The sequence below is a fragment of the Leptolyngbya sp. UWPOB_LEPTO1 genome, assembly GCF_017302695.1.
Classification (GTDB): domain Bacteria; phylum Cyanobacteriota; class Cyanobacteriia; order Leptolyngbyales; family Leptolyngbyaceae; genus Leptolyngbya; species Leptolyngbya boryana.
In genome coordinates, this window is the sequence record NZ_JAFLCJ010000010.1 from 1 (window position 1) to 23,554 (window position 23,554).

Sequence of the window (23,554 nt, forward strand, 5' to 3'; positions counted from 1 at the left end):
ATGTTTGGGCGGATTCGCGGCTATATCTCCACGCTCAAAAAGCAAGGGGTGAATGTCCTCGAAGCACTCAAGCAAGTTTTCTTGGGCAACCCGACAATGCCAACGGTGCTTCAGCCTGAGTAGTTACTCAAGAACACAAAATATTGAATCTTCGATGTCTTGAAACAAAAGAGCAGGCTGAATAAACACATCTACTGAATGTCCTTTCCATCGTTGAGAAAGACGCTTCTGGATTTCTATGATGCTCTCATTTGTCTTCAATTCAAATGTTGCACTATTAGACATATATTTCTGCCAGAGTATCTACTAAACACTATTTTCCTAACAATATGAGAGATTAGAAGAATGATTCGAGGGAGAAAATCATGCCAGCGATCGTAAAACTCACCGTTAAAGACACTTGCAGAAATCCCCTCCTCGCTAAACTTTCCAAAAACATCCTGAAAAAGAAGCTGAGTCAGAAAAGATTTAATGTCGATCTCAGATCTTGGTTCGGATACTAACTATCGTTCTGAATCATAGTCAAATAATATGGTGATGATAAAATAAAGCTAGAATTTCTTGACGAGCATCGCTTATGAAATTAGATGAAATTCAAGACCAAGCTTTGAAACTGTCCCATGAAGAACGGTTGCAGTTAGCCAATGCTCTAATGAAATCTCTTCAACCGACTTCCAGACCAGCAGCTAAACGTGCAGGACTTGCTGAAAGTTTGTTTGGAATTGCAGAAACAGATACACCACCTCCCTCAGATGAAGAAGTAAGAGAAATATTAGACGAACGTTTGGCTCAGAAGTATTTATAATGCGGGTTCTTTTTGATACAAACATTCTGCTAGATGCAATTCTAACTAGAGGACCATTTGATACAGATGCGAGATTTTTGCTAACCGCAGTCGAATTAGGTCGAATTATAGGATTTGTTTCAGCCACAACCATCACAGATGTGTATTACTTGGTAAGGCGACAGACAAGAAGTGCTGAGATTGCGATGACTACTGTGAATCGTCTGATGGAATTGATGGAAATTTGTACCGTCGATCGTAATGTTTTAGAGCAAGCAATCCTTTCAAATCAGAGTGACTTCGAGGATGCCGTCCAGATTGCTTGTGAGATCGCCCTGAGTTTAGATGCGATCGTCACTCGTGATGTTTCAGGCTTTACAGATTCAGCAATCCAAGTGTTATCTCCTAATGTCTTGAGAAATCAGGTAGAAGATGCTCAAAACTGAGATTGAAGAACAATCACTTTTAAATAGTTAGCAATTTGAACTTCCGGATTTTTGAAAATCAATTCGTATCTAACGAGTAAGTTTTCATACTAAGAAAATGATCAAACTTACTTATCTCCCCGCAATTTTAGTAGGATTTCGATTTGCGATCGCGCCCTTTCTCCTATTAGATGCTCTCGATGGAGCAGTTACAAATTGGTTTCTTTGCGGTTATATTCTCGCGATCGTTTCTGATATTTTCGATGGCATTATTGCTCGTAAATTAAAAGTGAGCACCCCTCAACTTCGTCAAGCAGATAGTTGGGCAGACATCTGTTTATTTCTCTGTCTTGCTTTGAGTACCTGGCTCGTTTATCCAACGGTTATTCTTGATTTTAAAATCCCCTTATTAATTGCTGTTGCGGCGCAATTTCTTCTATTTTCAATTAGCTTGATTAAGTTTAGGAAGCTTCCCAGTTTTCATACTTACACCGCAAAGGCTTGGGGATTAGCTTTACTGGTGGCAGCGATCGCACTGTTCGGATTCGGTTATGCTCCGACACTTTGGGGCGCGATCGTCCTCTGTTGGATCAATAGTTTGGAAGAAATTGCCATGACATTCATCCTGCCTGCTTGGACATGTGACGTTTTGAGCATTGTTCATGCGCTCAAATTGCGACATGAATGATTAGAGATCTCATCTAAACCAAAGGTATTTGTTACAAATTCGCTCAAAGTGGCAAGACTAGAAGTACTCAAACTCACTGTTCCCAAGCTGCGAAGGAGTGACGATCGATGGAATATGCAATTCCAGAACTAGAACCGATTAGCCGCCAACTGATGAATCTCGATCGACCCAAAAAAGCCAAAATGCTCGTCGTCGATGATGAACCCGACAACCTCGATCTGCTCTACCGGACATTCCGTCGCGATTTTAACGTCCTGAAAGCAGAAAGCGGCATCCACGCGCTGAAATTGCTCTCCGAAGAAGGCGAAGTCGCTGTGATCATTTCTGACCAACGGATGCCCGAAATGAAAGGAACCGAGTTCCTCAGCCGCACAGTGCCGAACTTCCCCGACACCATGCGGATTATCCTTACAGGCTTCACCGATGTCGAAGATTTAGTCGAAGCCATTAACTCTGGACAAGTTTATAAATACATCACCAAACCTTGGGATCCCAACGAGTTAAAAGCCGTTGTCCAACGAGCAGCCGAAACTTATGAATTATTGAAACAGCGCACAGAAGAACTGCGTCGATCGCAATCGCAAACGGCGCTCTTATCCTCGATTGTTGGAGTCGCCCAAAGCGCAACCAGCGTTGAAAGTACATTAGAGCCAATCGCTACCGCCTTTGGTCAAAACTTCCTTGCCGATCTCTGTACCATTCAATTAATTGAAAATGGTGCATTTACGAATAGTGCAACCTATGGTGCAAGTGGTACCTCCGATATAGCAGCATCTTCATTAGTGAAAGAAGCGATCGCATCTCAAAGTATGCAAGTCGCAACCGAAGCAGAAGATCCCAGTTTCGGCGCACATCTCGTCGTCCCAGTCACACTCCGAGGCGAAGTATTAGCCGTTCTCTGCCTGCAATGGAAACACCCGCAAAGCCTGAGAGAAGACGAACTGCTGCTGCTGCACCTCTCAGCTCAACAAGTGGCATTAGCCATCACTTGTAGCCGCTCCGCTCATATTGCAGTCGCAGTATAGCCAAATCAGCGTTTCTCTAAAATCCCTGTCGCAACTACACCTCTCGAAACTTAAAATTTTAGAGAGACCCATTTTAGAGAAGCGCTTATCTTAATGAATTCTGATCATATTCAAGCTTTATTCGATCGTATTGCTCCCGTCTACGATGAGCTAAATCACGGACTGAGTTTCGGAATGCACCGCATCTGGAAACAGATGACAGTCAAGTGGAGCGGTGCCAAACCTGGAGATACCTGTCTGGATTTGTGCTGCGGAAGTGGCGATCTGGCTCAAATGCTGGCAGAAAAAGCAGGCAGAACCGGACAAGTTTACGGAGTTGATTTCTCAGCGGCTCAGTTAGAGGTCGCACGCGATCGCAGTGAACGCCGCTGCATCAAGCCTCCGATTCACTGGATTCAATCCGATGTCTTAAATCTTCCACTTTCAGACAATCAATTTGACTGCATCACGATGGGCTATGGCTTACGAAACGTGGTTGACATCTTAAGCAGTTTGAAAGAAATCCATCGTGTTCTCAAACCTGGCTCAAAGGCCGCAATTCTCGATATGCACCGTCCTGACAGTGCGTTCGTCAGAACTTTTCAACAGTGGTATCTCGATGAAGTCGTAGTTCCGGCGGCTCAACGCATGGGCTTTACTGAAGAATACGCCTATATCGCGCCCAGTCTTGATAAATTTCCAACGGGTCGCGAGCAAGTTCGCCTTGCCGAGCAAGCAGGTTTTGCAACTGCCACCCATTACCCGATCGCGGGCGGTACGATGGGAGTATTGGTTATTACGAAATGAGGCGATCGCCTCTCCTGAAATCCTGTGGATCTCTCGACGCTCTGGCTATTTGTTGGACCTCCTGTAGTTGGCGGTGTGATTGGCTATTTCACCAATGACATCGCAATTAAGATGCTGTTTCGCCCTTATCGAGCAGTTTATATCGGGCGACGGCGAATTCCGTTTACGCCGGGTTTGATTCCAAGAAATCAAGAACGACTGGCAAAGCGAATCTCTGACACGATTATGGGATCGCTATTAACGCCCGAAGAATTACAAAATTTGGCGCGACGACTGTTGCAAACAGAACGTGTGCAGGCTGCAATTCTTTGGTTGTTAAAACTATCGATCGAACAACTTCAAGAAAGCAAAGAACAAAAAACTGCAAAAATCTTAGGAAGTATTCTGAGAGATCTATTTGGGCAGTCTTTGCCTCGATTGCTGAAGGTTGTAGCCAGACAAGAAGAATTTCTTGAGGATCAGTTAAATCACATTTTTGATCAAGTCATTTTAGAGTTTCAGCTGAGTGAAGAACAAGCAGAGAAGCTGTCAGAATGGTTAATCGAAATTGTCATTCCACCTGATGTCTTGCGGCAGACATTAATCGATTTTTTGACCGATCGTAATATTCAAGTCATCGACGAAGGCTTCCGAGAAAAAACAAGCGGAACTTACTGGGTTGTTGCTAATTTATTTGGAGTACGGAATACTCTAACTCGTCTGAGAACGTTTTGTTTAGATGAGAAAGAAAATAGCAATGCCGTTCTAGCAGAGTTGACTTTCTCGTTAGGAGTCAAGCAGCGATTTAAAGAATGGCTACAGAATCTATCGTTACAAAATCTTCCTGTTGCAACAGTGAGACAACTTCGCAAAACCATGCGGGATAGTGTTCGTCACTATCTTCAAGATCGTGGCTCAGATGTCTTGCAAGGATTGAGCCAATCTGTCGATTGGGAAAATGTCGCATCTGTTGTTCTGAATCGCTTACAAAACTCAGAAGCAGTTCTTTCTTCTCTAGATCTAGTTAGCGAAGAATTAGCGCTCATTTTAGAGCGTTATTTGGAGAAAGATTTGGAGAAAATTGTCGCTCAAGCAATTCCAATCCTCAATATCGATCAAGTGATCACGGATCGAGTAAAAGCGACTTCTCCTGCTGATTTAGAAGCTGCAATTAATGGAATTGTGCGCAGCGAATTACAAGCGATCGTCAATCTAGGTGGAATTCTAGGGCTAATCATCGGAGCGCTTCAATCTGTTTCTCTTATGATTCGCTAAGCTGATCAGGTGAGGTCAAAATATCTTCTAAAATATCAACAATTCCGCTTCTATTCTCATAGACAAACACGAGATGATCTTTCGCACGAGTCATTGCAGTATAAAGCCCTGCTTGTTCTTCAAATTCCTCGGAAATCTCAGACAGTACGATAATCACAGCATCAAATTCAATACCTTTTGCTGCATTCCAAGAATCAATCAAAACCGACGATCGAGCCGTAAAATTCTTATCTCGTTCTGACGAGGTCATCGGTGCATGATGACTCACGCCTAAGCGAAATAACTCTTTGCTGATTTGAGTTTTTATGGCTCTTGCCTTTTCATCACCTGAATGAAATAGAATTCCGATCGAGGATTTTGCACAACTTTCTAGAGCAGTCTTGACTTGATTTGCAATCTCGATCGCAATTTTTTCTGATTCAATCTGAACTAAAAGAGGAGAAATTCCAGAACTCCGAGATGCTTTCTTTTTCGGTTCAATCAGTTTATCGATCGACGGACTATTTTCGCGTTTTTCGACTTTAATCTCCGCTTTCGCTAAGGTAGGTTGAATAAACTTCCAAGCCAGTTCTAGAATTTCGGGCGAATTGCGGTAATTGAGATCAAAGATTTGCGATCGTCCTACAACATCAATTCCTAGTTTTGCCCAACTCCAGCCGCTTCTCCGACGATGTTCCTGCCCATATACAGATTGAGTATTGTCATAAACAAAGAATAGAGAATTCGTTTGACGATCGAGAACTTTCAATAACGCTTGAAACCATTCATCATAAAAATCTTGCGCTTCATCAACTAGAATTGCTTGATAATTCAAATCCGATTGATGTGCCAATTCAATCAACTTTTGTCTCGATTCTCTTGCTCGATCAGATACATAGCGATATTGAAAATTTTGAAACGCCCAACGATGGAATGTACTACATTCAACAGGATAAGTTAAGTTTGATTCAATCCATCCTTGCATGTAGCGATTGTAGGAAAGAACAAGAATACGATCAAATTGTTCTTCTACCAATTTCTTCACTCTTTGTTGCAGCACCAAAGATTTACCAGAACCAGCTACACCTCGGATTAAAGAATGCCCTCGAAGATTGAAATTCCTTGCCTGCTTCTGGGTCTCATCTAGCTCTGAAAAAATCGACCTCTGATGCATTGTTTTCTGAAAGTCAATCCACTGCATTCTTTTTCTCTCAAGCATTGCCTTGCCAGAGTGCCCAAGAATTTAATCTCGATCACTTAAAATCAGTCAGCTAGGAAACGAGATGATGCAGTTTATCGAGGGAGACTTCGTATCATCAGTCTGGATTTCAATCTTGAACGAACTCAACTATTCGTCTTCCTCACTTTTCATTAATTTCTCAATGTCTAATTTTCTCAGCGATTGTTGTTGATTTTTGCGCGATTCACGACGGTACTTCTTCGCTTCTAAACGCGGCTCAAACTGAGTTCCTTTTCCTTTCGATTTAAGCTTTAAAGCTTCATCAGGATCAGTTTGCTGATGAACCTGAATTTCATACGCGATCGCATCTTCCAAAAAATCTAAATAGTGCTCATATCGCTCCCAATCCCCGCGCACAGCACATCCAGGTTCATCTCGATGTAAACAATCACTAAACTGACAGCTTTTTCCTGCTAATTTCTGCCGTATCTCTGGAAAATATTGTGCTAATTCCTGGGGCAAACAAAACAAATCAGGCTGATTAAATCCTGGTGTATCTGCTAATAATCCGCCCGTTGGTAACTCAAAGAGTTCGACATGGCGCGTAGTATGCCGACCTTTCTCTAACTTGCCAGAAACAGCATTAACTCGTAAATCAACGCTTGGAATAATCTGATTAATTAAGCTCGACTTTCCAACACCCGATGGACCCGATGCGACTGTAATTTTGTTGTTTAAATACTGCTTTAATTCATCTAAACCAGATTTTTGACGAACGCTAATAAATATTGGGTGATAGCCCCATTCAGCTAGACGTTCTTTCCATCCTTGCTGCTCATCCTGCGAAACTAAATCGCTTTTACTTAACGCCAAGCTAACGGCTAATCCTGTCGATTCAGCCTTCACCAAAAATCGGCTCAATTGATATGGCTCGATCGTGGGAGATGCTAATGCAAAGACGAGCAAAATCTGATCCACATTGGCAATCGGCGGACGGTCTAATTCTGATCGTCTTTGCAAGACTTGAGAAATTGCGCCGCGATCGCCATTCCAATCTGGTTCCTCAATTAAAACCCGATCTCCCACCATAACGCGTTGCCCGATTTTCTTTAACCGAGTGCGTCGAGTACAGAGCAGCAGAGATTTAGGCAGGCTCTTTTGATGAAGCCGTACCCAATAAAAATTAGCTTGAACTGCTAGAACTGTACCTGTTAATGGCTCCTGATCAGGCTGATCCTCTTCCAAAACCTTGTCATCAGAACTCATAAGATCAGCGACGAATTTTGACCGCAAAAAAGCTCGATCGATCTTCGATGCTCTCAACCGTATAGCCTTCCATCGTCAGGCTATCAGGAACTTGCTCGATCGGCTCACCCGGATCAAGCCAAACTTCGAGCAAAGCTCCCTCTGCCATTTGTTCTAACTTCAACTTCGTCCGCACAAAATTGATCGGGCAAGGTGTCCCGCGTAAATCCATTTGTAATGCTTCTTCTGCTTGACTCATCCGCCAAAAATCTTCCCAATAAAACCTTCAACACCGCCCTTTCCCACACGATCGCCGCGAATCTTTGCAAGTTTCTCCAGCAATTCGCGCTCCTCAGGAGTAATCCGCGTTGGAATATCCACTGACACCGTGATCAAATGATCGCCTCGGCTGACTGGATTTCCAAGTTTAGGAACTCCCTTATTTTCCAAGGTCAGAACTGTTCCTGGCTGTGTGCCTGCTGGAATGGTCAATTCTTCCTCACCATCAACGGTCTTCACCTCAATGCGAGATCCTAAAATTGCCTGCAAGTAGCTGATTTTGACTTCAGACAAGACATTAATGCCATCGCGCTGGAAATCAGGATCGTCGTTGATGAACAAATAAACATACAAGTCACCCGCAGGTCCACTGCGCTGACCCGCATCGCCTTCACCTGAAACTCTCAATCGGGTGCCATTATCCACCCCTGCCGGAATGGTAATTTTCAGTTTCTTCGTTTCTTGGCGCTGTCCGTTTCCGCTACAAACTTCGCACTTCTCTTCAATCATCTGCCCTGTTCCATTACAGGTCGGACAAACTGAAACTTGAGTGAAACTCCCGAAAGGGGTACGAGTCGCCCGACGAACTTGACCCGCTCCAGAACAAGTTGTACAAGTTCTGGGACGAGTCCCTGGTTTTGCACCACTGCCATTACAGTTTGTGCAGGTCTCCAAATGGCTAATCCGAATTTCTTTCTCGCCTCCGAAAACCGCTTCTCGGAAGTCTAATTTCAGGTCGAGTCGGAGGTCATCCCCTCGAACCGGGCCGCCTCTTCGTCGAGTCTGTCCGCCGCCTGGAGCACCACCTGAAAATCCGCTAAAGAAACTTTCAAAGATATCCGCGAAACCACCCATGTCGCCGAAATCTTGATAGCCACCAGCAGCACCAGCACCAGAAACACCAGCCTCACCGAAGCGATCGTATCTTGCCCGTGCCTCCGGATCAGAAATCACCTCATAGGCGCGATTGATCTCTTTAAATCGCTCCTCTGCTCCAGGCTCTTTATTCACATCCGGATGATATTTACGGGCGAGACGACGAAAGGCTTGCTTGACTTCTTCCTTGTCTGCATCACGGGAAACGCCAAGAATTTCGTAGTAATCACGAGCCATAGGGTAGAGATTCAGGGGGTAAGAGGGCTAATAAAGGGATATACAAGGCGTTAAGGTAACGGTCTAGACTCCCTATCTTACTACCCTAACGCCGAACTAATCGACTGTTTCATAATCCGCAGTCACGGTTGCATCTGCCTCAAAGGTGAACCCACTCATATCAGCAGAAACGGTGTCATCTTCAAAACTCATCCGAGAACTGGTATCAGTTTCAAAAGGAGAGCTTGCGACAGGTTGAGCATGTTCATAAACTGCTGAACCAATGGTATACAGCAGTTGCTGCAACCCATCAAGATACGATTTCACCTCATCGATACTAACCTTTGGATCGGCGATCGCGCTCCTAAGTTGAACAATTTTCTCATTCGCTTGCGATTTCAAAGTGTCGCTGATGACTTCACCATTCTCTTTGAGAGTCATTTCATAACTGTGATAGAGGCTATCTGCCTGGTTTTTCAATTCAACCAACTGCATTCGCCGACTATCTTCTTCTGCGAAGAGTTCTGACTCTTGACGCATCCGTTCAATCTCACCCTCGCTCAATCCACCCGTATTGGAAATTTCAACGCTCTGAGCGCGTCCTGTCCCTTTGTCAAGCGCTGATACTTTGAGAATGCCGTTTGCATCAATTTCAAAGGCAACCTCGATTTGAGGCACACCTCTCGGTGCGGGTGGAATGCCCGTGAGTTGAAATTTACCCAGGCTCTTGTTATCCCGAGCCATTGCCCGTTCGCCCTGCAACACATGAATTTCAACGCAGGTTTGCCCATCCGTTGCGGTTGAGAAAACCTGCGTTTTACTGCTGGGAATCGTAGTATTGCGATCGATAATCCGCGTAAAGACTTCCCCCAATGTCTCGATCCCCAACGAAAGCGGCGTGACATCTAACAACAGCAAATCTTTGACTTCTCCACCCAATACGCCCGCCTGAATCGCTGCGCCGAGTGCCACTGCTTCATCTGGATTGACGGAACGGTCAGGAGTCTTGCCGTTGAAAAATTTCTTGAGTGCATCTTGAACGGCTGGAATTCGAGTCGAACCGCCGACGAGGATAATGCGATCGATATCTTCTGTCGTCAGATTCGCATCTTTCAACGCTTGCTCCATCGGATTGAGCGTCGCTTGAATCAACTCGTTTGCCAGCTCTTCAAACTTAGCGCGAGTCAGTTCTGTCTCTAAATGCTTCGGTCCCGATTCATCGGCAGTAATAAACGGCAAATTAATCGATGTGCTGAGGGTTCCAGAAAGTTCGATTTTTGCCTTCTCGGCAGCTTCTCTCAGGCGTTGAAGCGCCATCTTGTCTTCTGCAAGATTAATTCCTTCTTGTTGTAGGAACGTTTGGCTCAACCAATCTACGATACAAGCATCAAAATCGTCTCCACCCAAATGGTTATTGCCAGAAGTCGCTTTGACTTCAAAAACGCCATCGCCTAACTGCAAAATCGACACGTCAAACGTTCCACCACCCAGGTCAAAGACCAAAACGCATTGGTCTTGATCTTGTTTCTCTAACCCATACGCAAGTGCAGCCGCAGTTGGCTCGTTAATAATTCTGAGAACTTCTAATCCTGCGATCGTGCCAGCGTCTTTCGTCGCTTGACGCTGAGCATCACTAAAATATGCAGGAACCGTAATCACCGCTTGGGTGACTTCTTCGCCCAGATAATTTTCTGCATCCTGCTTGAGTTTTTGCAGGATCATGGCACTAATTTCTTGAGCTGTGTAATTACGATCGCGAATCCTCACATCTACGGTCGCATCTTTCCCATTGACGCAGTTGTAGGGAACCCGTGAGCGTTCGACCTGTGTATCATCCCATCGCCGACCAATAAACCGTTTGATACTAAATACAGTATTTTCCGCATTAGTGACAGCTTGTCGCTTTGCCAATTGACCGACTAGGCGATCACCCGCCTTGCCAAATCCGACCATACTTGGCGTGGTTCGCCCGCCCTCAGAATTGGTAATGACTAAGGGCTGACCGCCCTCCAACACAGCTACACAACTGTTGGTTGTTCCTAAGTCGATGCCGATGACTTTTCCCATAACTAGCGCTGCCGAAAGTACGCGAGGTGAACGCAGAACATAAAGTTCTAAGTTAGTTCTCCGTACCATACGGATATCTTTGAACTAACTTTCCGAATGATTCCCTATTGCAGAAATTTTTTAACGCTGCGCTGACAGGCAACCTGATCCAGTCGCTCTATCCTCGGTACTTTCACGAACAGACTTAGCCTTCAGTCTCGGCACTATCGCCATCTTCAGGAGGTGCTGCAACTTTGACCATGGCATGACGCAGAACTTTATCCTCGAGCATGTATCCCCGCATCAGTTCTTCAATCACGGTTCCTTCTGGATGTTCACTGGTCGGTTCGCGCATGACCGCTTCGTGCAGATTCGGATCAAATTCTTTCCCTTCTGCTCGCATCGGTGCAACACCGACTTTCTTCAAGCGATCGACCATATCCTTATAGACACCCTGATAGCTCTTATGGATGTTCGCTTCACCATCAGTTTGCGGCTTAATCTGCGATCGTGCTCGCTCAAAGTTGTCTACAACCGGAAGCAACTCTTTCACGGTGCTGCATTTAATTTGAGTTTCTAACTCTTCTTTTTCGCGCTGAGTGCGACGACGGAAATTCTCAAAATCGGCGGCAATCCGCATGTACTGATTGTTGAGTTCATCTGCTTGCTTTTTCAGACCTTCAATTTCTCGCTCTTTCGCAGCATAATTCGATCTCAATTCCATAAATGCCGCTTCATAATCCGTTTCATCTTCAGATTCAGAAGCTGTTGCAGCAACTTCCGTTTCCACGGCTTCACTCGCTGGCTCAGACGGAGTAGAAGTTGGTTCAGAAGATTCACTGGCTGAAACTTGAGTTTCGTCTACTTGTTGATTTTGTTCGTCGATCATCGTGCGCTAATTCCCCTGTATAGAACGCTGGCTTAAGCAAACTTCTTCCATCCTAGCGAATGAGTCCTCAGATGCCGCACTGCTTACAACCGTTAAGCATCATATCGCACTGCCTTCGGTTTGAAGCTCGATCTCATTCAATCCAAGCGTTCTTCAAAAAACATTTTGGGAATGCTCAATAAGGTGATCTTCGTTCATCCGTTATGACAAACTCTTCTTCTCAGCGGCGCGCCCTTGTTGTTCAAAACAATTTTTCGCCGTTTGGCAATAAATTGATTCAATCTGGCTATGTCAATAACGAGCAAATGCAGCAGGCTCTTATTGAATGTCGAAAGTCAGGTAGACCGCTGACTGCCGTGCTAGAAGCGCTGACCGGGCAGCAACTGTCACCGGATTTGATTCGCCAATATAAACGGCAGCAACTGTTTGAGTTGAAGATTCTTTACGGCGTTGAATCTCTTGATCCTGAACTCAATCAGGTTTCTTCCGCTCAAGTCGGGCAGTTAATCGACACGTTGATTCCAATTGAGCTTTGCCGTCGTTATAATCTCATTCCCCTTTCTCAAAGCGAGACCGATCCACCTTTTGTGCTTGTGGCAATGGTGGATCCCGACAATCTAGCAGCGCAGGATGAATTAAATCGCATCTTACGTCCAAAAGGCATTGGATTGCAGCGATTAGTCATTACGATCGATGATTATCAGCGGCTGATTTCTACCTACATGGATGCTCGGCTTGAGCAGGAGAAGCAGCTTGAAGCCCAATCTAGAGTAGATGTGCGCTCAGATCTCGAAGGGTTAGAATCTCTTGCCGAGCTATCAGAAGATGACAGCGCAGAAATGGATCTCGATGCTGGTGCTGAGGCTGATGCCGCTCCGATCATTGCGCTGGTGAATAAAATTCTGATTAAAGCACTGCAAATGGCAGTCTCTGATATTCACATCGAACCGCAAGAAGAATCTCTCCGCATCCGATTTCGTAAAGATGGAGTCTTACGAGAAGCGTTTGAGCCTTTTCCGAAGAAGATTATCCCCGCAGTTGTGGCACGCTTCAAAATTATTTCTCAACTCGATATCGCAGAACGTCGAGCGCCGCAGGATGGCCGGATTCGCCGGATTTATGACGGTCGCAAAGTAGACTTCCGAGTCAACACACTCCCCAGTCGCTATGGCGAAAAAGTTGTCCTTCGGATTCTAGATAATTCGGCGACACAGCTTGGACTCGATAAGTTGATTACGGACGAAACTTCTTTGAGAATCGTTCAAGAAATGGTGAAACGTCCTTTCGGTCTCATGTTAGTAACTGGCCCCACGGGGTCCGGAAAAACCACAACACTGTACTCAGCTTTGGCTGAACGTAACGAACCTGGAGTCAACATTAGTACGGCTGAAGACCCGATCGAGTATTCTCTCCCTGGAATTACCCAAGTTCAGGTCATCCGGGAAAAAGGGATGGACTTCGCTGCAATTTTGAGAGCGTTCCTACGACAAGATCCGGACGTCATTCTGGTCGGTGAGACCCGCGACAAAGAAACAGCAAAAACCGCGATCGAAGCTGCTCTGACGGGTCACTTGGTTTTGACCACTCTCCACACCAATGATGCCGCAGGTGCGATCGCTCGACTCGATGAAATGGGAGTTGAACCCTTCATGGTGTCCGGCGCATTGCTGGGTGTTGTTGCTCAGCGTTTGGTTCGGAAAGTCTGTGACGAATGCCGAATCCCTTACCAACCTTCCCCCGAAGAACTTGCTCGCTTCGGATTAACCAGTGCGGGTGATGCCCAACTGACGTTATATAAAGCCAACACTTTAAGTCCCCAGGAAATTCAGGAAGCTCGCTCGAAAAATCAACTTTGTCAGAAATGTAGCGGGGTTGGTTATAAAGGACGACTCGGGGTTTATGAAGTGATGCGAGTGACAGAAGCGCTTCAGACCTTAATTACAGAGGGCGCTCCGACTGAACGAATTAAAGAAGTAGCTGTGGAAGAAGGAATGCAAACCCTACTCGCTTACAGCTTGGATCTTGTTCGCAAAGGACTTTGCACGCTTGAAGAAATTGAGCGGGTCACCTTCACTGACACTGGACTCGAAGCCGAACTCAAGGCAAAGCGTAAGACTTCGCTCACCTGCCGGACTTGTGGAGCAGAAATGCAGCAGGATTGGCTCGACTGCCACTATTGCACGACTCCGCGCTTCCAAGATTAATCCTTGACCTTAACTCATTTGCACTCGTTCTTATCTCTTAAGGAGCAACTCACATGGAAATGATGATCGAAGACTTGATGGAACAACTCATCGAAATGGGCGGTTCTGACATGCACCTGACCGCAGGACTGCCGCCTTATTTTCGCATCAGCGGACATCTTCAACCCGTCAGCGATCATGTTCTCAGTGCAGAAGAATGTCAGCGTTTGATTTTCAGTATGCTGAATAACACTCAGCGCAAAACACTAGAGCAAAACTGGGAGCTTGACTGCTCTTATGGTGTGCGCGGATTAGCTCGTTTTCGGGTCAATGTCTACAAAGATCGCGGAACTTACGCTGCATGTCTACGGGCACTCAGTTCCAAAATTCCAAATTTTGAAAAACTGAATCTTCCCGATGTCGTTCGAGAAATGTCCGAAAAGCCAAGAGGCTTAATCCTAGTTACAGGTCCTACCGGTTCAGGTAAGACAACGACTTTAGCTGCAATGATTGATTTGATCAACCGCACTCGTGCAGAACATATTTTGACGATCGAAGATCCGATCGAGTTTGTATACGAACCTATCAAAAGTTTGGTTCACCAACGCCAGCTTCATGAAGATACAAAGAGCTTTGCAAATGCTCTAAAAGCAGCTCTCCGGGAAGATCCAGATATTATTCTGGTTGGGGAAATGCGGGACTTGGAAACTATCTCACTAGCAATTTCTGCTGCAGAAACAGGTCACTTAGTTTTCGGCACGCTCCATACGAGTTCTGCGGCACAAACCGTTGACCGGATGATTGATGTCTTTCCATCCGAGCGTCAAACGCAAGTGCGGGTGCAGCTTTCCAACTCACTCGTTGCAGTCTTCAGCCAAACGCTGGTGCCGAAGAAGAATCCCAAACCGGGTGAATATGGGCGAGTCATGGCTCAGGAAATTATGATTGTCACCCCTGCGATCGCCAACCTGATTCGTGAAGGGAAAACCGCCCAAATTTACTCAGCAATTCAGACAGGCGGAAAATTGGGAATGCAAACCCTTGAAAAAGTGCTAGCTGATCAATACAAAGCTGGACTAATTACATTTGAAGCCGCCGCCTCTAAAACTTCTCGTCCTGATGAACTTCAGCGCTTAATTGGTGGAGTTCCGAATGGTGCAGCAGGCACAGCAGTGAAGCGCTAACTCAAGTTACTCACACCTTCTACTCAACATCTTAGTGAGAAGGTGATTTTTTAGATCGATCACTTTGCGGAATCCGCATCTTCCATTTTTTCTACCTCTTACCGAAAATCTATGCCAACCTATGTTGCCCGCGTCCGAGACGCTAAAGGAAACGCCAAAAAGGAAAAAATTATCGCGGATTCTCTAAGTGATGCGCGGTCTGCCTTGCGTGAACAAGGACTGTTTGTGCAAGAACTGAAAGAAAACGAAGCCTTTGATATCAATAAGAGCTTTGCCGATTTTCAAACTTCAATGGTTTCTGTCACGGTCAAAGACAGAGCAGTATTTTCGCGTCAGTTTGCAGCACTTGTAAACGCAGGGGTTGCCCTAGTTCGAGGATTAGGTGTATTGGCGGATCAGTGCACCAATCCCAAATTGAAGAAAGCACTGATGGAAATTAGCTCAGATGTTCAGCAAGGGGTCAACCTGTCTGAGGCGATGAGAAAACATCCTCAATGCTTTGATGGCTTATATGTCAGTATGGTGCAAGCTGGGGAAACGGGTGGAGTACTCGATGAAGTGCTCAATCGCTTGGCAAAACTGCTTGAGGATGTTGCCCGCTTGCAGAACCAAATTAAATCAGCGATGAGCTACCCAGTTGTAGTTGGGGTGCTTGCAACACTAATTTTCTTGGGAATGACGATCTTCTTAATCCCAATCTTTGCAAATATCTTTAAACAAATGGGGGGCGATCTGCCAGCATTTACTCAACTCATGCTGGATATCAGTGCTTTTCTAACCAGTCCATCAGCGTTTAGCCTTTTTATTATTGTTCCATCAATGGTTTTCGCGTACAAGCAGTATTACAAAACTCGCGTTGGCCGCGAAACAATGGATCGCTTCTTTTTAAAGATGCCATTATTTGGTGATCTCATTCAGAAAACGGCAACTGCGAGGTTCTGTCGGACTTTTGGGGCATTGACTCGATCGGGCGTTCCAATTTTGACCTGTTTGGAAATTGTCCGGGACACTTCGGGAAATCAGATTGTCGCAAACGCGATTGATGAAGCCCGCAAAGAAATTCAGACAGGCGGCATGATCAGTATTGCGTTACAAAAAGAGCAAGTTTTTCCAGCAATGGCAATTCAAATGATCAGCATTGGTGAGGAAACCGGCGAGATCGACAAAATGCTGATGAAAGTTGCAGATTTTTACGAGGATGAAGTTGAGCAAGCTGTGAAAGCCCTAACAAGCATTATGGAACCGATTATGATTCTATTTTTGGGCGGCATGGTCGGCAGTATTCTCGTTGCAATGTACTTACCGATGTTTGCCATCTTTGAAAAACTCGGTTAATGTGCAATCACATTCCGTTAATTCACAAATTCGGGTCAGATGTACGGGGCACAAGTTCACCGCATCTGACCTTTGTTGTTCATCTATTGTTGATCCCAAAGCCGTCGCAATGTCCGCTCAAAAAGTTCAATACGAAGAATTACTCGCCACATATAGTCATTCCACAGAAGCGATCGAGCTTCTAAAATGCCACCGCGCCTATCTAGAAATGATTCCAAGTATGCGACGGGCAGAGGAGAGTGTGCTTACGATTCCATTGCCGATCGTGCGAATTCGCCATACAACAATGGCAGCCAATGGAACCAACATCACAACGCTTGAATCTCATCTTTTGCCGTGTGAATTAGCAATCTTGATGTGTGATCCAGAGTGGAAAATCAAAACCGGAAAAGAAATCTTTATCTTTATTCATCAACCCGATGAAGATTTTTCTGATCTGTTAAGTCGTTGGCGACGGACACAGATTATTTTAGAGAAAGATTATGAGTGGGTGATGCCACCTCGTCACCAGCACATCCTGAATGATGGGGCTGACAAAATATACCCTCTATTTGTCGTCTTTGAAGAGACACCTGAACGGATTGTACGCGGCTTGAAAGGCGCGCATCTGCCCTTTACCCTGCAAGGCACAAGCAATGATAGCTCTGAGTTAGAGGAAGCGTCCGACTATCTGGCTCCTGAAGAATGACATTAAAAAACCTTTCGACTTAATGATCAAGAGATTCCTTTAATTCAGCTATCTTTAGTCCTACGTTTGAGTCTTGATTTCTGGTGTCGGCGACTTACCGCAATCATGGCATGGTCAACTGGGAAACCTGCAACTGGAATGACTTGATACTTACGCTCCTCTTCCAGTCGTTTTAACTCAGCGTAATTGACCCAGTGAATACAATCGACAGGGCAGGTCTCGATCGCTTCTTGAATGAGTTCTTCAGCGTCCCCGTCTTGGCGAATCACACGCGATCGGCCGTAGTCTGGCTCAATATAGAAAGTATTTCGGGCAACGTGAGCACAATGCTTACAGCCGATACAAGTAATTTCATCGACGTACACACCCTTTTGTCGGAAAACTCCTCCCAACTCAGGCTCAAAACCCGATCGCCCTTCTGTCTCACGAAGAAACCCACCCAATTCGGGTTCCAGTCCAGACCGTTCGGGGTCAACCCCAGAGAGAGAATTATCACCTTCGGGTAGTTGGAAGGAGTCAGCCATTTACGCGCTCCAGCGTTGTAAAACTAGACGAATCGAACCATCTTCGTTCTTTTGCTGCTCGGCAACCTGGAAGCCTTTGTCAGCACCTTCATTCACAATTGTGTGATAAGCGTAGCGCTGCGTTACCTTACTCAAGAAACGATCGACGGAGTTATCCAAATTCCAGAACTGAAGGTCGGCAACCAGCTCATATTCGTGACCGTTCCAGGCAAAACCGACATCGTAACCGTTGTTTTGTTCGATCACAACTTCTGCAGATTGAGTCTGACCGCGATATCCCCGAACGTCTCGAGGACCGGTTTTCCAGTCCATTCCTAAATCCGAGAGCGCAGATTGTAAGGAAGTGAGATTGCGGATTTGAGTTTTGATTTGACTAAAATGTGACATGGCAAATGGTTACGAATCGAATTGTAAGGGGTCTATACGAACTTACCAATCGCTGTACGTTGCTTGGGTCTTTACCGTTTCGGATTGCTGAACCGTTTGGGCAAAGTATTCAGAGGTGCGTTCTTGGGCGATAACTCGACCCAACTGAGCTTCGATCGCGGCAGTGACTTCTTCGCAAGAAGTCCCAATAATTCCGGTTACTTTCTCTTGCACCCGACCGTCTGGATAGATGATGAACTCTAACGTCTCCATGCGCTTTGCCCAATGTCTAGAAGGTACTTAGCAAAATGTCTGGGAATGGAAGGCTTGTCAAACAAAGTCGAAAGTTACTTCTATTCAAAGTTCCAGCAATTTCACTTTAAAACGTTACAGAACTTAGCAGCTAATAAGAGTGGTTTCTGATTATCTGTCAGTTTCGCTTAACTTCCTAAGAGAGTCAAGCCAAAACACCAGTGAAATGCTTTACATAAGTATGCATTTGGTCAACTCATGCCTTCCTCTATCAACGGAGTGATCCCGATAGAAGGCAACCGATTGAAATTTTGCCGTCGCGGTGAGGGGTTTCACCCCATAGGAATAATACCGAAGTCTGAGTAACAATTATTACAGCAAGTCATCCCTTGCGCTGTTTTCAAAGTTGTGCATCCCACTATGGTATCTTCGATCGCATCAGGAACGCTGCTCCGGCAACGGTATTTGATCAAGCAAATCTTAGGTCAAGGCGGATTTGGACGAACCTATTTAGCCGTTGACCAAGAACGGTTTGATGAGCTGTGCGTTATTAAGGAATTTACTGTTCCATATCAAGATGACAGCTTAGTGGAGAAAGCGAAAGCACTGTTCCAGCGTGAGGCAAGTACGCTTTATCAAATTCAGCACCCGCAAATTCCTCGGTTTTGGGCAGCATTTGAGAGTGAACAGCGGCTGTTTCTCGTTCAAGATTTTGTGCAAGGGCAAACGTATCGGGATTTATTGCAGGCTCGACGGCAGAACGGAGAAGCATTTTCTCAAGCCGAAATTTTACATTTGCTGAATCATTTATTGCCTGTTCTAGCTTATTTGCACGATCGAGATATTATTCATCGAGATATTTCTCCGGAAAACATCATCTTGAGAGCCGCTGAAGTGCGTGAAAGGGTGATTCCGGCTGTCGTGACACCAACGACGAACCAAAGCTTGCCGATATTAATTGATTTTGGCGCAGTGAAGGAAGCAGCAAGTCATTGGCCGATTATTTCGACGATTACTCGGGTAGGAAAGGTGGGTTATGCTCCTCCCGAGCAGCTACAAACGGGGAATGTTTCTCCACATAGTGACCTCTATGCGTTAGGAGCAACCTGTCTAGTACTCCTGACAGGTCGAGAGCCTCAAAATCTTCTGGATAGCCAGACGTTGGCATGGCAATGGCAGCCTTATAGTCAGATCAGTGATGAGTTGGCATTGATATTTCAGAAAATGCTGTCGCTGCATCCGAGCGATCGCTATCAATCTGCACGCGAAGCATGGGCAGACCTACAGCCCTTGATAGAGGAATCGGTAAAAAGCACCCTACTGAATCCGATGTCACAGCCGCTTCAGTTGATTGAACGAGAGATTGCACCCGCAGCAAGAGATACCAGCTTGAAGCAGGTCACGACGACAATTAGGACGCGATTATCGATGAGCAGCAACACTGAGAATGAGGCTTCGGGGAGGTCAAGATCAGGACTCTCTAGAAGTTCTTCAGTATCTAGAAAGACTTCAACGATGAGCAGATTCGCAGTTCCGACCGCGATCGCAACCAGCCTACTGGTTTCTACAGGAATTGGATTGCATCTGTTTCGGATCACAGATCCCTTACCAAGTACCCAACAGATCAGGACAGCTGCTCCTTTTCGGAATTCCGGAACTGTGAGTAATGGAGAGCCGCAGCGGATTGTCATCCCAGCGGGAGAAATTTCGGCTGTGCTGCAAGGAAACTTACTGGAGCAAACCTCTCAACCCTATACTGTTGAAGCTGCACAGGGGCAGATTATGACTGTGACGGTTGAAGGAACAGGGGTGTTGATGAATTTGCTGCAATCGAATGGGCAGGCAATTGATAGTTCGTCTCATCAGACTCGGAATTGGACAGGTCAGTTGCCAAAGAACGATCGGTATACGATTCAGGTAACAGGAGTAGGCTCATATTCGCTAGATGTGGCAATCACGCCCATTTCGCAATTTATCGATTCAAATATTCAGCATGTTCGATTCCCACGCAACAAGACGCAGACAGTAGTCACTGGAAAGCTTCAGCCTAATCAAAGTCGCAAATATTTGTTAAAAGCATCTGGTCGCCAAGTGATGGCAGTACGCGTTCTGAAAGGGAAATCGCTCCTAACAGTTCTTGCACCAAATGGGCAGCGCATTGGCGGCAGTTCGACTGAGTCGCAGAATTGGCAGGGACGTTTGCCAATGGATGGCGAATATACGATCGAAATTATTTCGGACAAGCCAGAAGAATTTGCCCTTGGATTTGAGATTTACTAAACGGCTAGGTGAGTGGAAGTTGAACCTGCACGGTTGTGCCCTGTCCCACTTTACTTTTGATGTCGATCGTACCGCCCTGTAATTCGACACATTGTTTGACGATCGATAATCCTAAGCCGCCACCTGCGATTGTATCTACGTTTTTCGCACGGTGAAATGGCTCGAAAATTAAGGGTAAATCTTGTTCTGGAATGCCCGCACCTTGATCGCTGACTGTCAACACAACGTGATCGCCAGAGCATTGCACTTTTAAGTTGATCGGTTGGTGTGCAGGAGAAAATTTGAGGGCATTGCTCAAAAGATGATGCAAAATTAAGGTCAGCAATTCTGGATCAAGCATGACCTGAGTGCAATTGCCAACATAGTTCAATTCGATTTCGCCTTGAATATCTGACAGTAAGCTGCTGCAAAATCGATGTAGGTCAAATGTATGCAGCTGCAATTCGATGCCTTCAGCCTCTGTTTTTCGGAACGTAAGCGCATTGGTGAGAATCGTTGTCATTGATCGAACGGCTTCGCGGATTTTTTGGAAATAGCGAGAGCGACGTTCTTCGGAACAGTCTGTTCCTAGTCGTTCTAAAAGTTCGGCAGAGGTCAGGACGATCGCCAATGGAGTCCGAAATTCGTGCGAAGTCGTTGTGATAAACCGAGATTTCAGCTCTTTCAGTTCGTCTAAAGCTTGTGTAACTTCCGTAGCCGATCGTTCACGCTCTTCGATTTCAATCTGAAGCCGCGCGTTGACTAAGGCTAATTCACAAGTGCGTTCCTGGACGAGGCGCTCGAGTTGTTGTTGGTCTTGGTGACGTTGCAGGGCAATTGCGATCGCGCTATACAGTTCACTCGGCTCGATCGGCTTTAATAAAAAGCCAAAAGGCTCAGCTTGTTGGGCTGAATTCAAAGTACTTGCATCGGTATACCCGGTGAGAAATACGACCGGGATTTTCCAGCGATCGTGGATGGTTTGGGCAACTTCAATCCCCGTTTGCTGACCTTTCAGTCCAATATCCATCAAAACGAGATCAGGTGCTGTATTTGCAACAAGAGCCAAAGCAGATTTTGCAGAGTTCGCGATACCTGTAACCGCATAATCTGCAGCTTCTAGGCGTGAGCAAAGATTTAGCGCAACGATGCCTTCATCTTCAATAATGGCGATCTTTTCACCCACCATTTTTTGCTCACCTGCCTGGGTTGAAAGTGATGATTTCACAAGCACATTCTTTCACTAAATTAGGAACTCAATTGATGCACCTAGATGTATAAAATGCTACTTATTATTGAAAAACAGAACTCATTTATGCAGGGTTAAAAGATAGACTATACCCTACATAAAACGTTGGAAAATCATGCTCTGAAGTGTTTATTATTCTAGTCTAATTTCAACAGAAATCTTTTGCATCGAAAATAGCGTGCTATCCGATTGGAACATAGCCAGGTTGCACAGCATGAATGTACTCACTGCCAGATTCGGGAAACCCACGACGGTAGACAGCTTCTTCGGGTTTGCCCCAGCCGAGTTGCAAGATCAGTTCTAGAGTTTCATCTTTTCCTTGCTGGCTAAGGACAGCCCATTCTGAGCGGTGCAAAATGCGATCGATATCTTCTTGAGCAATCAGCTGGTACAGTTTACCGCTGTTCATACTGAGATAGAGATCTAATTCAGTCGTGAGATTTTGCCAGAATTGCACAATCTTAATTTTCTCGGCTCTGAGAATTGCAAGATCAGAAGGCAGACTGATAAGGTGTTCATGAATTTTGGGGCAAGTACAGGTTTTCCCCTTGATCGTCATCGATGACCAGACGATGCCTGAGACTTGATGCTCGATCTGGTACTGGTGAATTGCTGTGCGGAAGTCTCGGTAGGCAGTAAATCGCTGAATTCCGTCCGAGTTGACGAAGCGATCGAGCAGGGGATTAATGCCAGAGGGCATTGCCGCAAGATTGAGGCGTTGCCCATTCATGCAGGCGTGCCGCTCTCGTGACAGGATTTGGATCAGTTCCTCAGTGCTATAGATTTGGGGCATCTCAGGCAAAGGGGCTAGGTGTCCTATCCGTCATAGTACCGAGTAAATCTAGAGCCGTGGGCTTTTCTGATCTGATTCTTAAGATTTTGATTGAGGAACGAGTTCGGAATTGATTTCGTTGACTGGGCGACGTTTGAGAATGACCGATTCTGATCGAGGTAGCAAATCAAAGACTTTGCGAAATTCGTCATCGATTTTTTCGTAAGGAATCGAGCCAATTTCGTTGAGGCGCACTTTTCCGTTTTGGTCAAATAAGACAGTTTGAGGAACGAAGCCTTTGTAGTAGTAGCCTGGTTCTTTGGGATCAAATTTGGCTTTGATGGGGAGCGAATCGACTCGAATTGGGAGAATGTCGATGACGCGTCCATAGAAGGCTTGAGTTTGAGAAACGATGTTGGTGTATTGTTTGCAGTCGCTGCTGTCGTCTGTGTAGAACACAAGCAGTGCAGGTTTCTTTTGGTTGAAAGAGTCGGCTAAAGTGACTTTGGGGGGAACGAGTGAGCCATTTCCAGCATAGAGTGCGAAGATCTCGCCATCATATCGATCGTCGGTCAGACTTGCCCAAGCCGGTTGAGCGATCGTAAAACAGACGATGAAAACGGCGATAAAAACAGAGACTAAACGGTTCAACATAAGGGTCAGGAGAAAAAACGTCACTCATATCTCATTGTGACGGAAGACGGGCGCATCTCACTGATCGAGTTTTTCCGGCTTGCGAATGGTGAAAGAAACTTCCTGAGGAAATTTCGGTGTGGAGGATTGCGCGATCGTCGGAGGTGCGCTAGGGATGAGGGGTTCTTCAGGAGGCGGAACAGTGTTGAGCAGATTAAAGGGAAAGCCGGCGCGGCGATCAAAGTTAGATGCGATCGCGAGAAATGCGCCGCCTAAGATAAAAATTGGCAGAGGTAATTTGATCTCGCTTGCCCATTCAAACGCTTGGGAGAAGATGAAAAAAATGACAAAGCAGATCAGTCCAAATTGTGCCGTTGATCCCATGAGTTTCTCTGGTTCACGCTACAGCTTGTTATAGTACACCTGATTTTAATCTT

Annotated in this window: 24 protein-coding genes; 11 read left to right on the forward strand and 13 right to left on the reverse strand. The window is 45.6% G+C overall.

Features of this window, described 5'->3' with window-relative positions:
- Window positions 1-577 precede the first annotated feature (577 nt).
- The 6 genes from J0L70_RS15840 (at window position 578) to J0L70_RS15865 (ending at window position 4,962) form a co-directional block, all read left to right on the forward strand.
- Complete coding sequence (locus tag J0L70_RS15840) at window positions 578-805, forward strand: hypothetical protein (RefSeq protein ID WP_287455230.1); 228 nt, start codon at window positions 578-580, stop codon at window positions 803-805.
- Window positions 805-1,230 carry a PIN domain-containing protein gene (locus tag J0L70_RS15845; protein ID WP_287455231.1) on the forward strand — a complete coding sequence of 142 codons (426 nt, stop codon included), beginning with the start codon at window positions 805-807 and terminating at the stop codon, window positions 1,228-1,230. The genes J0L70_RS15840 and J0L70_RS15845 overlap by 1 nt, the downstream gene beginning before the upstream one ends.
- A gap of 97 nt (window positions 1,231-1,327) precedes the next feature.
- Window positions 1,328-1,897: a CDP-alcohol phosphatidyltransferase family protein gene (locus J0L70_RS15850; RefSeq protein WP_017288862.1), complete on the forward strand. Its 570-nt coding sequence runs from the start codon at window positions 1,328-1,330 to the stop codon at window positions 1,895-1,897.
- Between the two features lie 107 nt (window positions 1,898-2,004).
- Window positions 2,005-2,922: a response regulator gene (locus J0L70_RS15855; RefSeq protein ID WP_190652039.1), complete on the forward strand. Its 918-nt coding sequence runs from the start codon at window positions 2,005-2,007 to the stop codon at window positions 2,920-2,922.
- A gap of 93 nt (window positions 2,923-3,015) precedes the next feature.
- Window positions 3,016-3,708, forward strand: coding sequence for a bifunctional demethylmenaquinone methyltransferase/2-methoxy-6-polyprenyl-1,4-benzoquinol methylase UbiE (gene ubiE, locus J0L70_RS15860; RefSeq protein ID WP_190652038.1), 693 nt, complete (start codon window positions 3,016-3,018; stop codon window positions 3,706-3,708).
- Between the two features lie 24 nt (window positions 3,709-3,732).
- On the forward strand, window positions 3,733-4,962 hold the full coding sequence (locus tag J0L70_RS15865; RefSeq protein ID WP_017288859.1) for a DUF445 domain-containing protein: 1,230 nt from the start codon (window positions 3,733-3,735) through the stop codon (window positions 4,960-4,962).
- On the opposite strand, the gene J0L70_RS15870 is transcribed toward J0L70_RS15865, so the two are convergent.
- The 6 genes from J0L70_RS15870 to grpE form a co-directional block, all read right to left on the reverse strand.
- Entirely contained in the window at window positions 4,949-6,142 is a 1,194-nt protein-coding gene (locus J0L70_RS15870; protein WP_287455232.1) for an AAA family ATPase, read from the reverse strand. The genes J0L70_RS15865 and J0L70_RS15870 overlap by 14 nt on opposite strands.
- A 147-nt stretch (window positions 6,143-6,289) precedes the next feature.
- Complete coding sequence (gene rsgA / locus J0L70_RS15875) at window positions 6,290-7,387, reverse strand: small ribosomal subunit biogenesis GTPase RsgA (RefSeq protein WP_287455233.1); 1,098 nt, start codon at window positions 7,385-7,387, stop codon at window positions 6,290-6,292.
- Between the two features lie 4 nt (window positions 7,388-7,391).
- A complete protein-coding gene (locus tag J0L70_RS15880) occupies window positions 7,392-7,625 on the reverse strand; it encodes a sulfurtransferase TusA family protein (RefSeq protein ID WP_017288856.1) in 234 nt (77 codons plus the stop codon).
- Window positions 7,622-8,758, reverse strand: a complete 1,137-nt coding sequence (gene dnaJ, locus J0L70_RS15885) for a molecular chaperone DnaJ (protein WP_017288855.1) — start codon at window positions 8,756-8,758, stop codon at window positions 7,622-7,624. The genes J0L70_RS15880 and dnaJ overlap by 4 nt, the downstream gene beginning before the upstream one ends.
- Window positions 8,759-8,854: 96 nt before the next feature.
- Entirely contained in the window at window positions 8,855-10,804 is a 1,950-nt protein-coding gene (dnaK, locus tag J0L70_RS15890) for a molecular chaperone DnaK (protein ID WP_026148725.1), read from the reverse strand.
- A gap of 184 nt (window positions 10,805-10,988) precedes the next feature.
- Complete coding sequence (grpE, locus tag J0L70_RS15895; protein ID WP_017288853.1) at window positions 10,989-11,672, reverse strand: nucleotide exchange factor GrpE; 684 nt, start codon at window positions 11,670-11,672, stop codon at window positions 10,989-10,991.
- Window positions 11,673-11,875: 203 nt separating this feature from the next.
- Between grpE and J0L70_RS15900 the strand changes: the two genes are divergently transcribed.
- The 4 genes from J0L70_RS15900 (at window position 11,876) to J0L70_RS15915 (ending at window position 17,062) form a co-directional block, all read left to right on the forward strand.
- On the forward strand, window positions 11,876-13,876 hold the full coding sequence (locus J0L70_RS15900) for a GspE/PulE family protein (RefSeq protein WP_017288852.1): 2,001 nt from the start codon (window positions 11,876-11,878) through the stop codon (window positions 13,874-13,876).
- A gap of 53 nt (window positions 13,877-13,929) precedes the next feature.
- A complete protein-coding gene (locus tag J0L70_RS15905; protein WP_017288851.1) occupies window positions 13,930-15,039 on the forward strand; it encodes a type IV pilus twitching motility protein PilT in 1,110 nt (369 codons plus the stop codon).
- A gap of 111 nt (window positions 15,040-15,150) precedes the next feature.
- On the forward strand, window positions 15,151-16,374 hold the full coding sequence (locus tag J0L70_RS15910; RefSeq protein ID WP_287455234.1) for a type II secretion system F family protein: 1,224 nt from the start codon (window positions 15,151-15,153) through the stop codon (window positions 16,372-16,374).
- A gap of 109 nt (window positions 16,375-16,483) precedes the next feature.
- Window positions 16,484-17,062 (forward strand): hypothetical protein, encoded by a 579-nt coding sequence (locus tag J0L70_RS15915; protein WP_287455235.1) that lies wholly within the window; start codon window positions 16,484-16,486, stop codon window positions 17,060-17,062.
- A 44-nt stretch (window positions 17,063-17,106) separates the two neighbouring features.
- Here the strand turns inward: J0L70_RS15915 and J0L70_RS15920 are convergent, their stop codons facing one another.
- The 3 genes from J0L70_RS15920 to J0L70_RS15930 are packed head-to-tail and all read right to left on the reverse strand — an operon-like array spanning window position 17,107 to window position 18,225.
- Window positions 17,107-17,586: a ferredoxin gene (locus J0L70_RS15920; RefSeq protein ID WP_287455236.1), complete on the reverse strand. Its 480-nt coding sequence runs from the start codon at window positions 17,584-17,586 to the stop codon at window positions 17,107-17,109.
- The gene (locus tag J0L70_RS15925; protein WP_190652032.1) at window positions 17,587-17,973 is read right to left on the reverse strand and encodes a DUF1257 domain-containing protein; all 387 of its coding nucleotides are present in this window, start codon (window positions 17,971-17,973) and stop codon (window positions 17,587-17,589) included.
- A 42-nt stretch (window positions 17,974-18,015) separates the two neighbouring features.
- On the reverse strand, window positions 18,016-18,225 hold the full coding sequence (locus J0L70_RS15930) for a DUF2997 domain-containing protein (protein ID WP_017288846.1): 210 nt from the start codon (window positions 18,223-18,225) through the stop codon (window positions 18,016-18,018).
- Window positions 18,226-18,624: 399 nt separating this feature from the next.
- Here J0L70_RS15930 and J0L70_RS15935 point away from each other — a divergent pair, with 399 nt between their 5' ends.
- Window positions 18,625-20,484 carry a serine/threonine-protein kinase gene (locus J0L70_RS15935; RefSeq protein ID WP_287455237.1) on the forward strand — a complete coding sequence of 620 codons (1,860 nt, stop codon included), beginning with the start codon at window positions 18,625-18,627 and terminating at the stop codon, window positions 20,482-20,484.
- A gap of 4 nt (window positions 20,485-20,488) precedes the next feature.
- Here J0L70_RS15935 and J0L70_RS15940 read toward each other — a convergent pair whose 3' ends face one another.
- The 4 genes from J0L70_RS15940 to J0L70_RS15955 all read right to left on the reverse strand — a co-directional run bounded on the left by J0L70_RS15940 (window position 20,489) and on the right by J0L70_RS15955 (window position 23,501).
- The gene (locus J0L70_RS15940) at window positions 20,489-21,691 is read right to left on the reverse strand and encodes a hybrid sensor histidine kinase/response regulator (protein ID WP_287455238.1); all 1,203 of its coding nucleotides are present in this window, start codon (window positions 21,689-21,691) and stop codon (window positions 20,489-20,491) included.
- A gap of 202 nt (window positions 21,692-21,893) precedes the next feature.
- Complete coding sequence (locus tag J0L70_RS15945; protein WP_287455239.1) at window positions 21,894-22,505, reverse strand: hypothetical protein; 612 nt, start codon at window positions 22,503-22,505, stop codon at window positions 21,894-21,896.
- A gap of 78 nt (window positions 22,506-22,583) precedes the next feature.
- Window positions 22,584-23,138, reverse strand: coding sequence for a thylakoid membrane photosystem I accumulation factor (locus tag J0L70_RS15950; protein ID WP_017288842.1), 555 nt, complete (start codon window positions 23,136-23,138; stop codon window positions 22,584-22,586).
- 57 nt (window positions 23,139-23,195) lie between these two features.
- Window positions 23,196-23,501, reverse strand: coding sequence for a hypothetical protein (locus tag J0L70_RS15955; RefSeq protein ID WP_017288841.1), 306 nt, complete (start codon window positions 23,499-23,501; stop codon window positions 23,196-23,198).
- Between the last annotated feature and the right edge of the window lie 53 nt (window positions 23,502-23,554).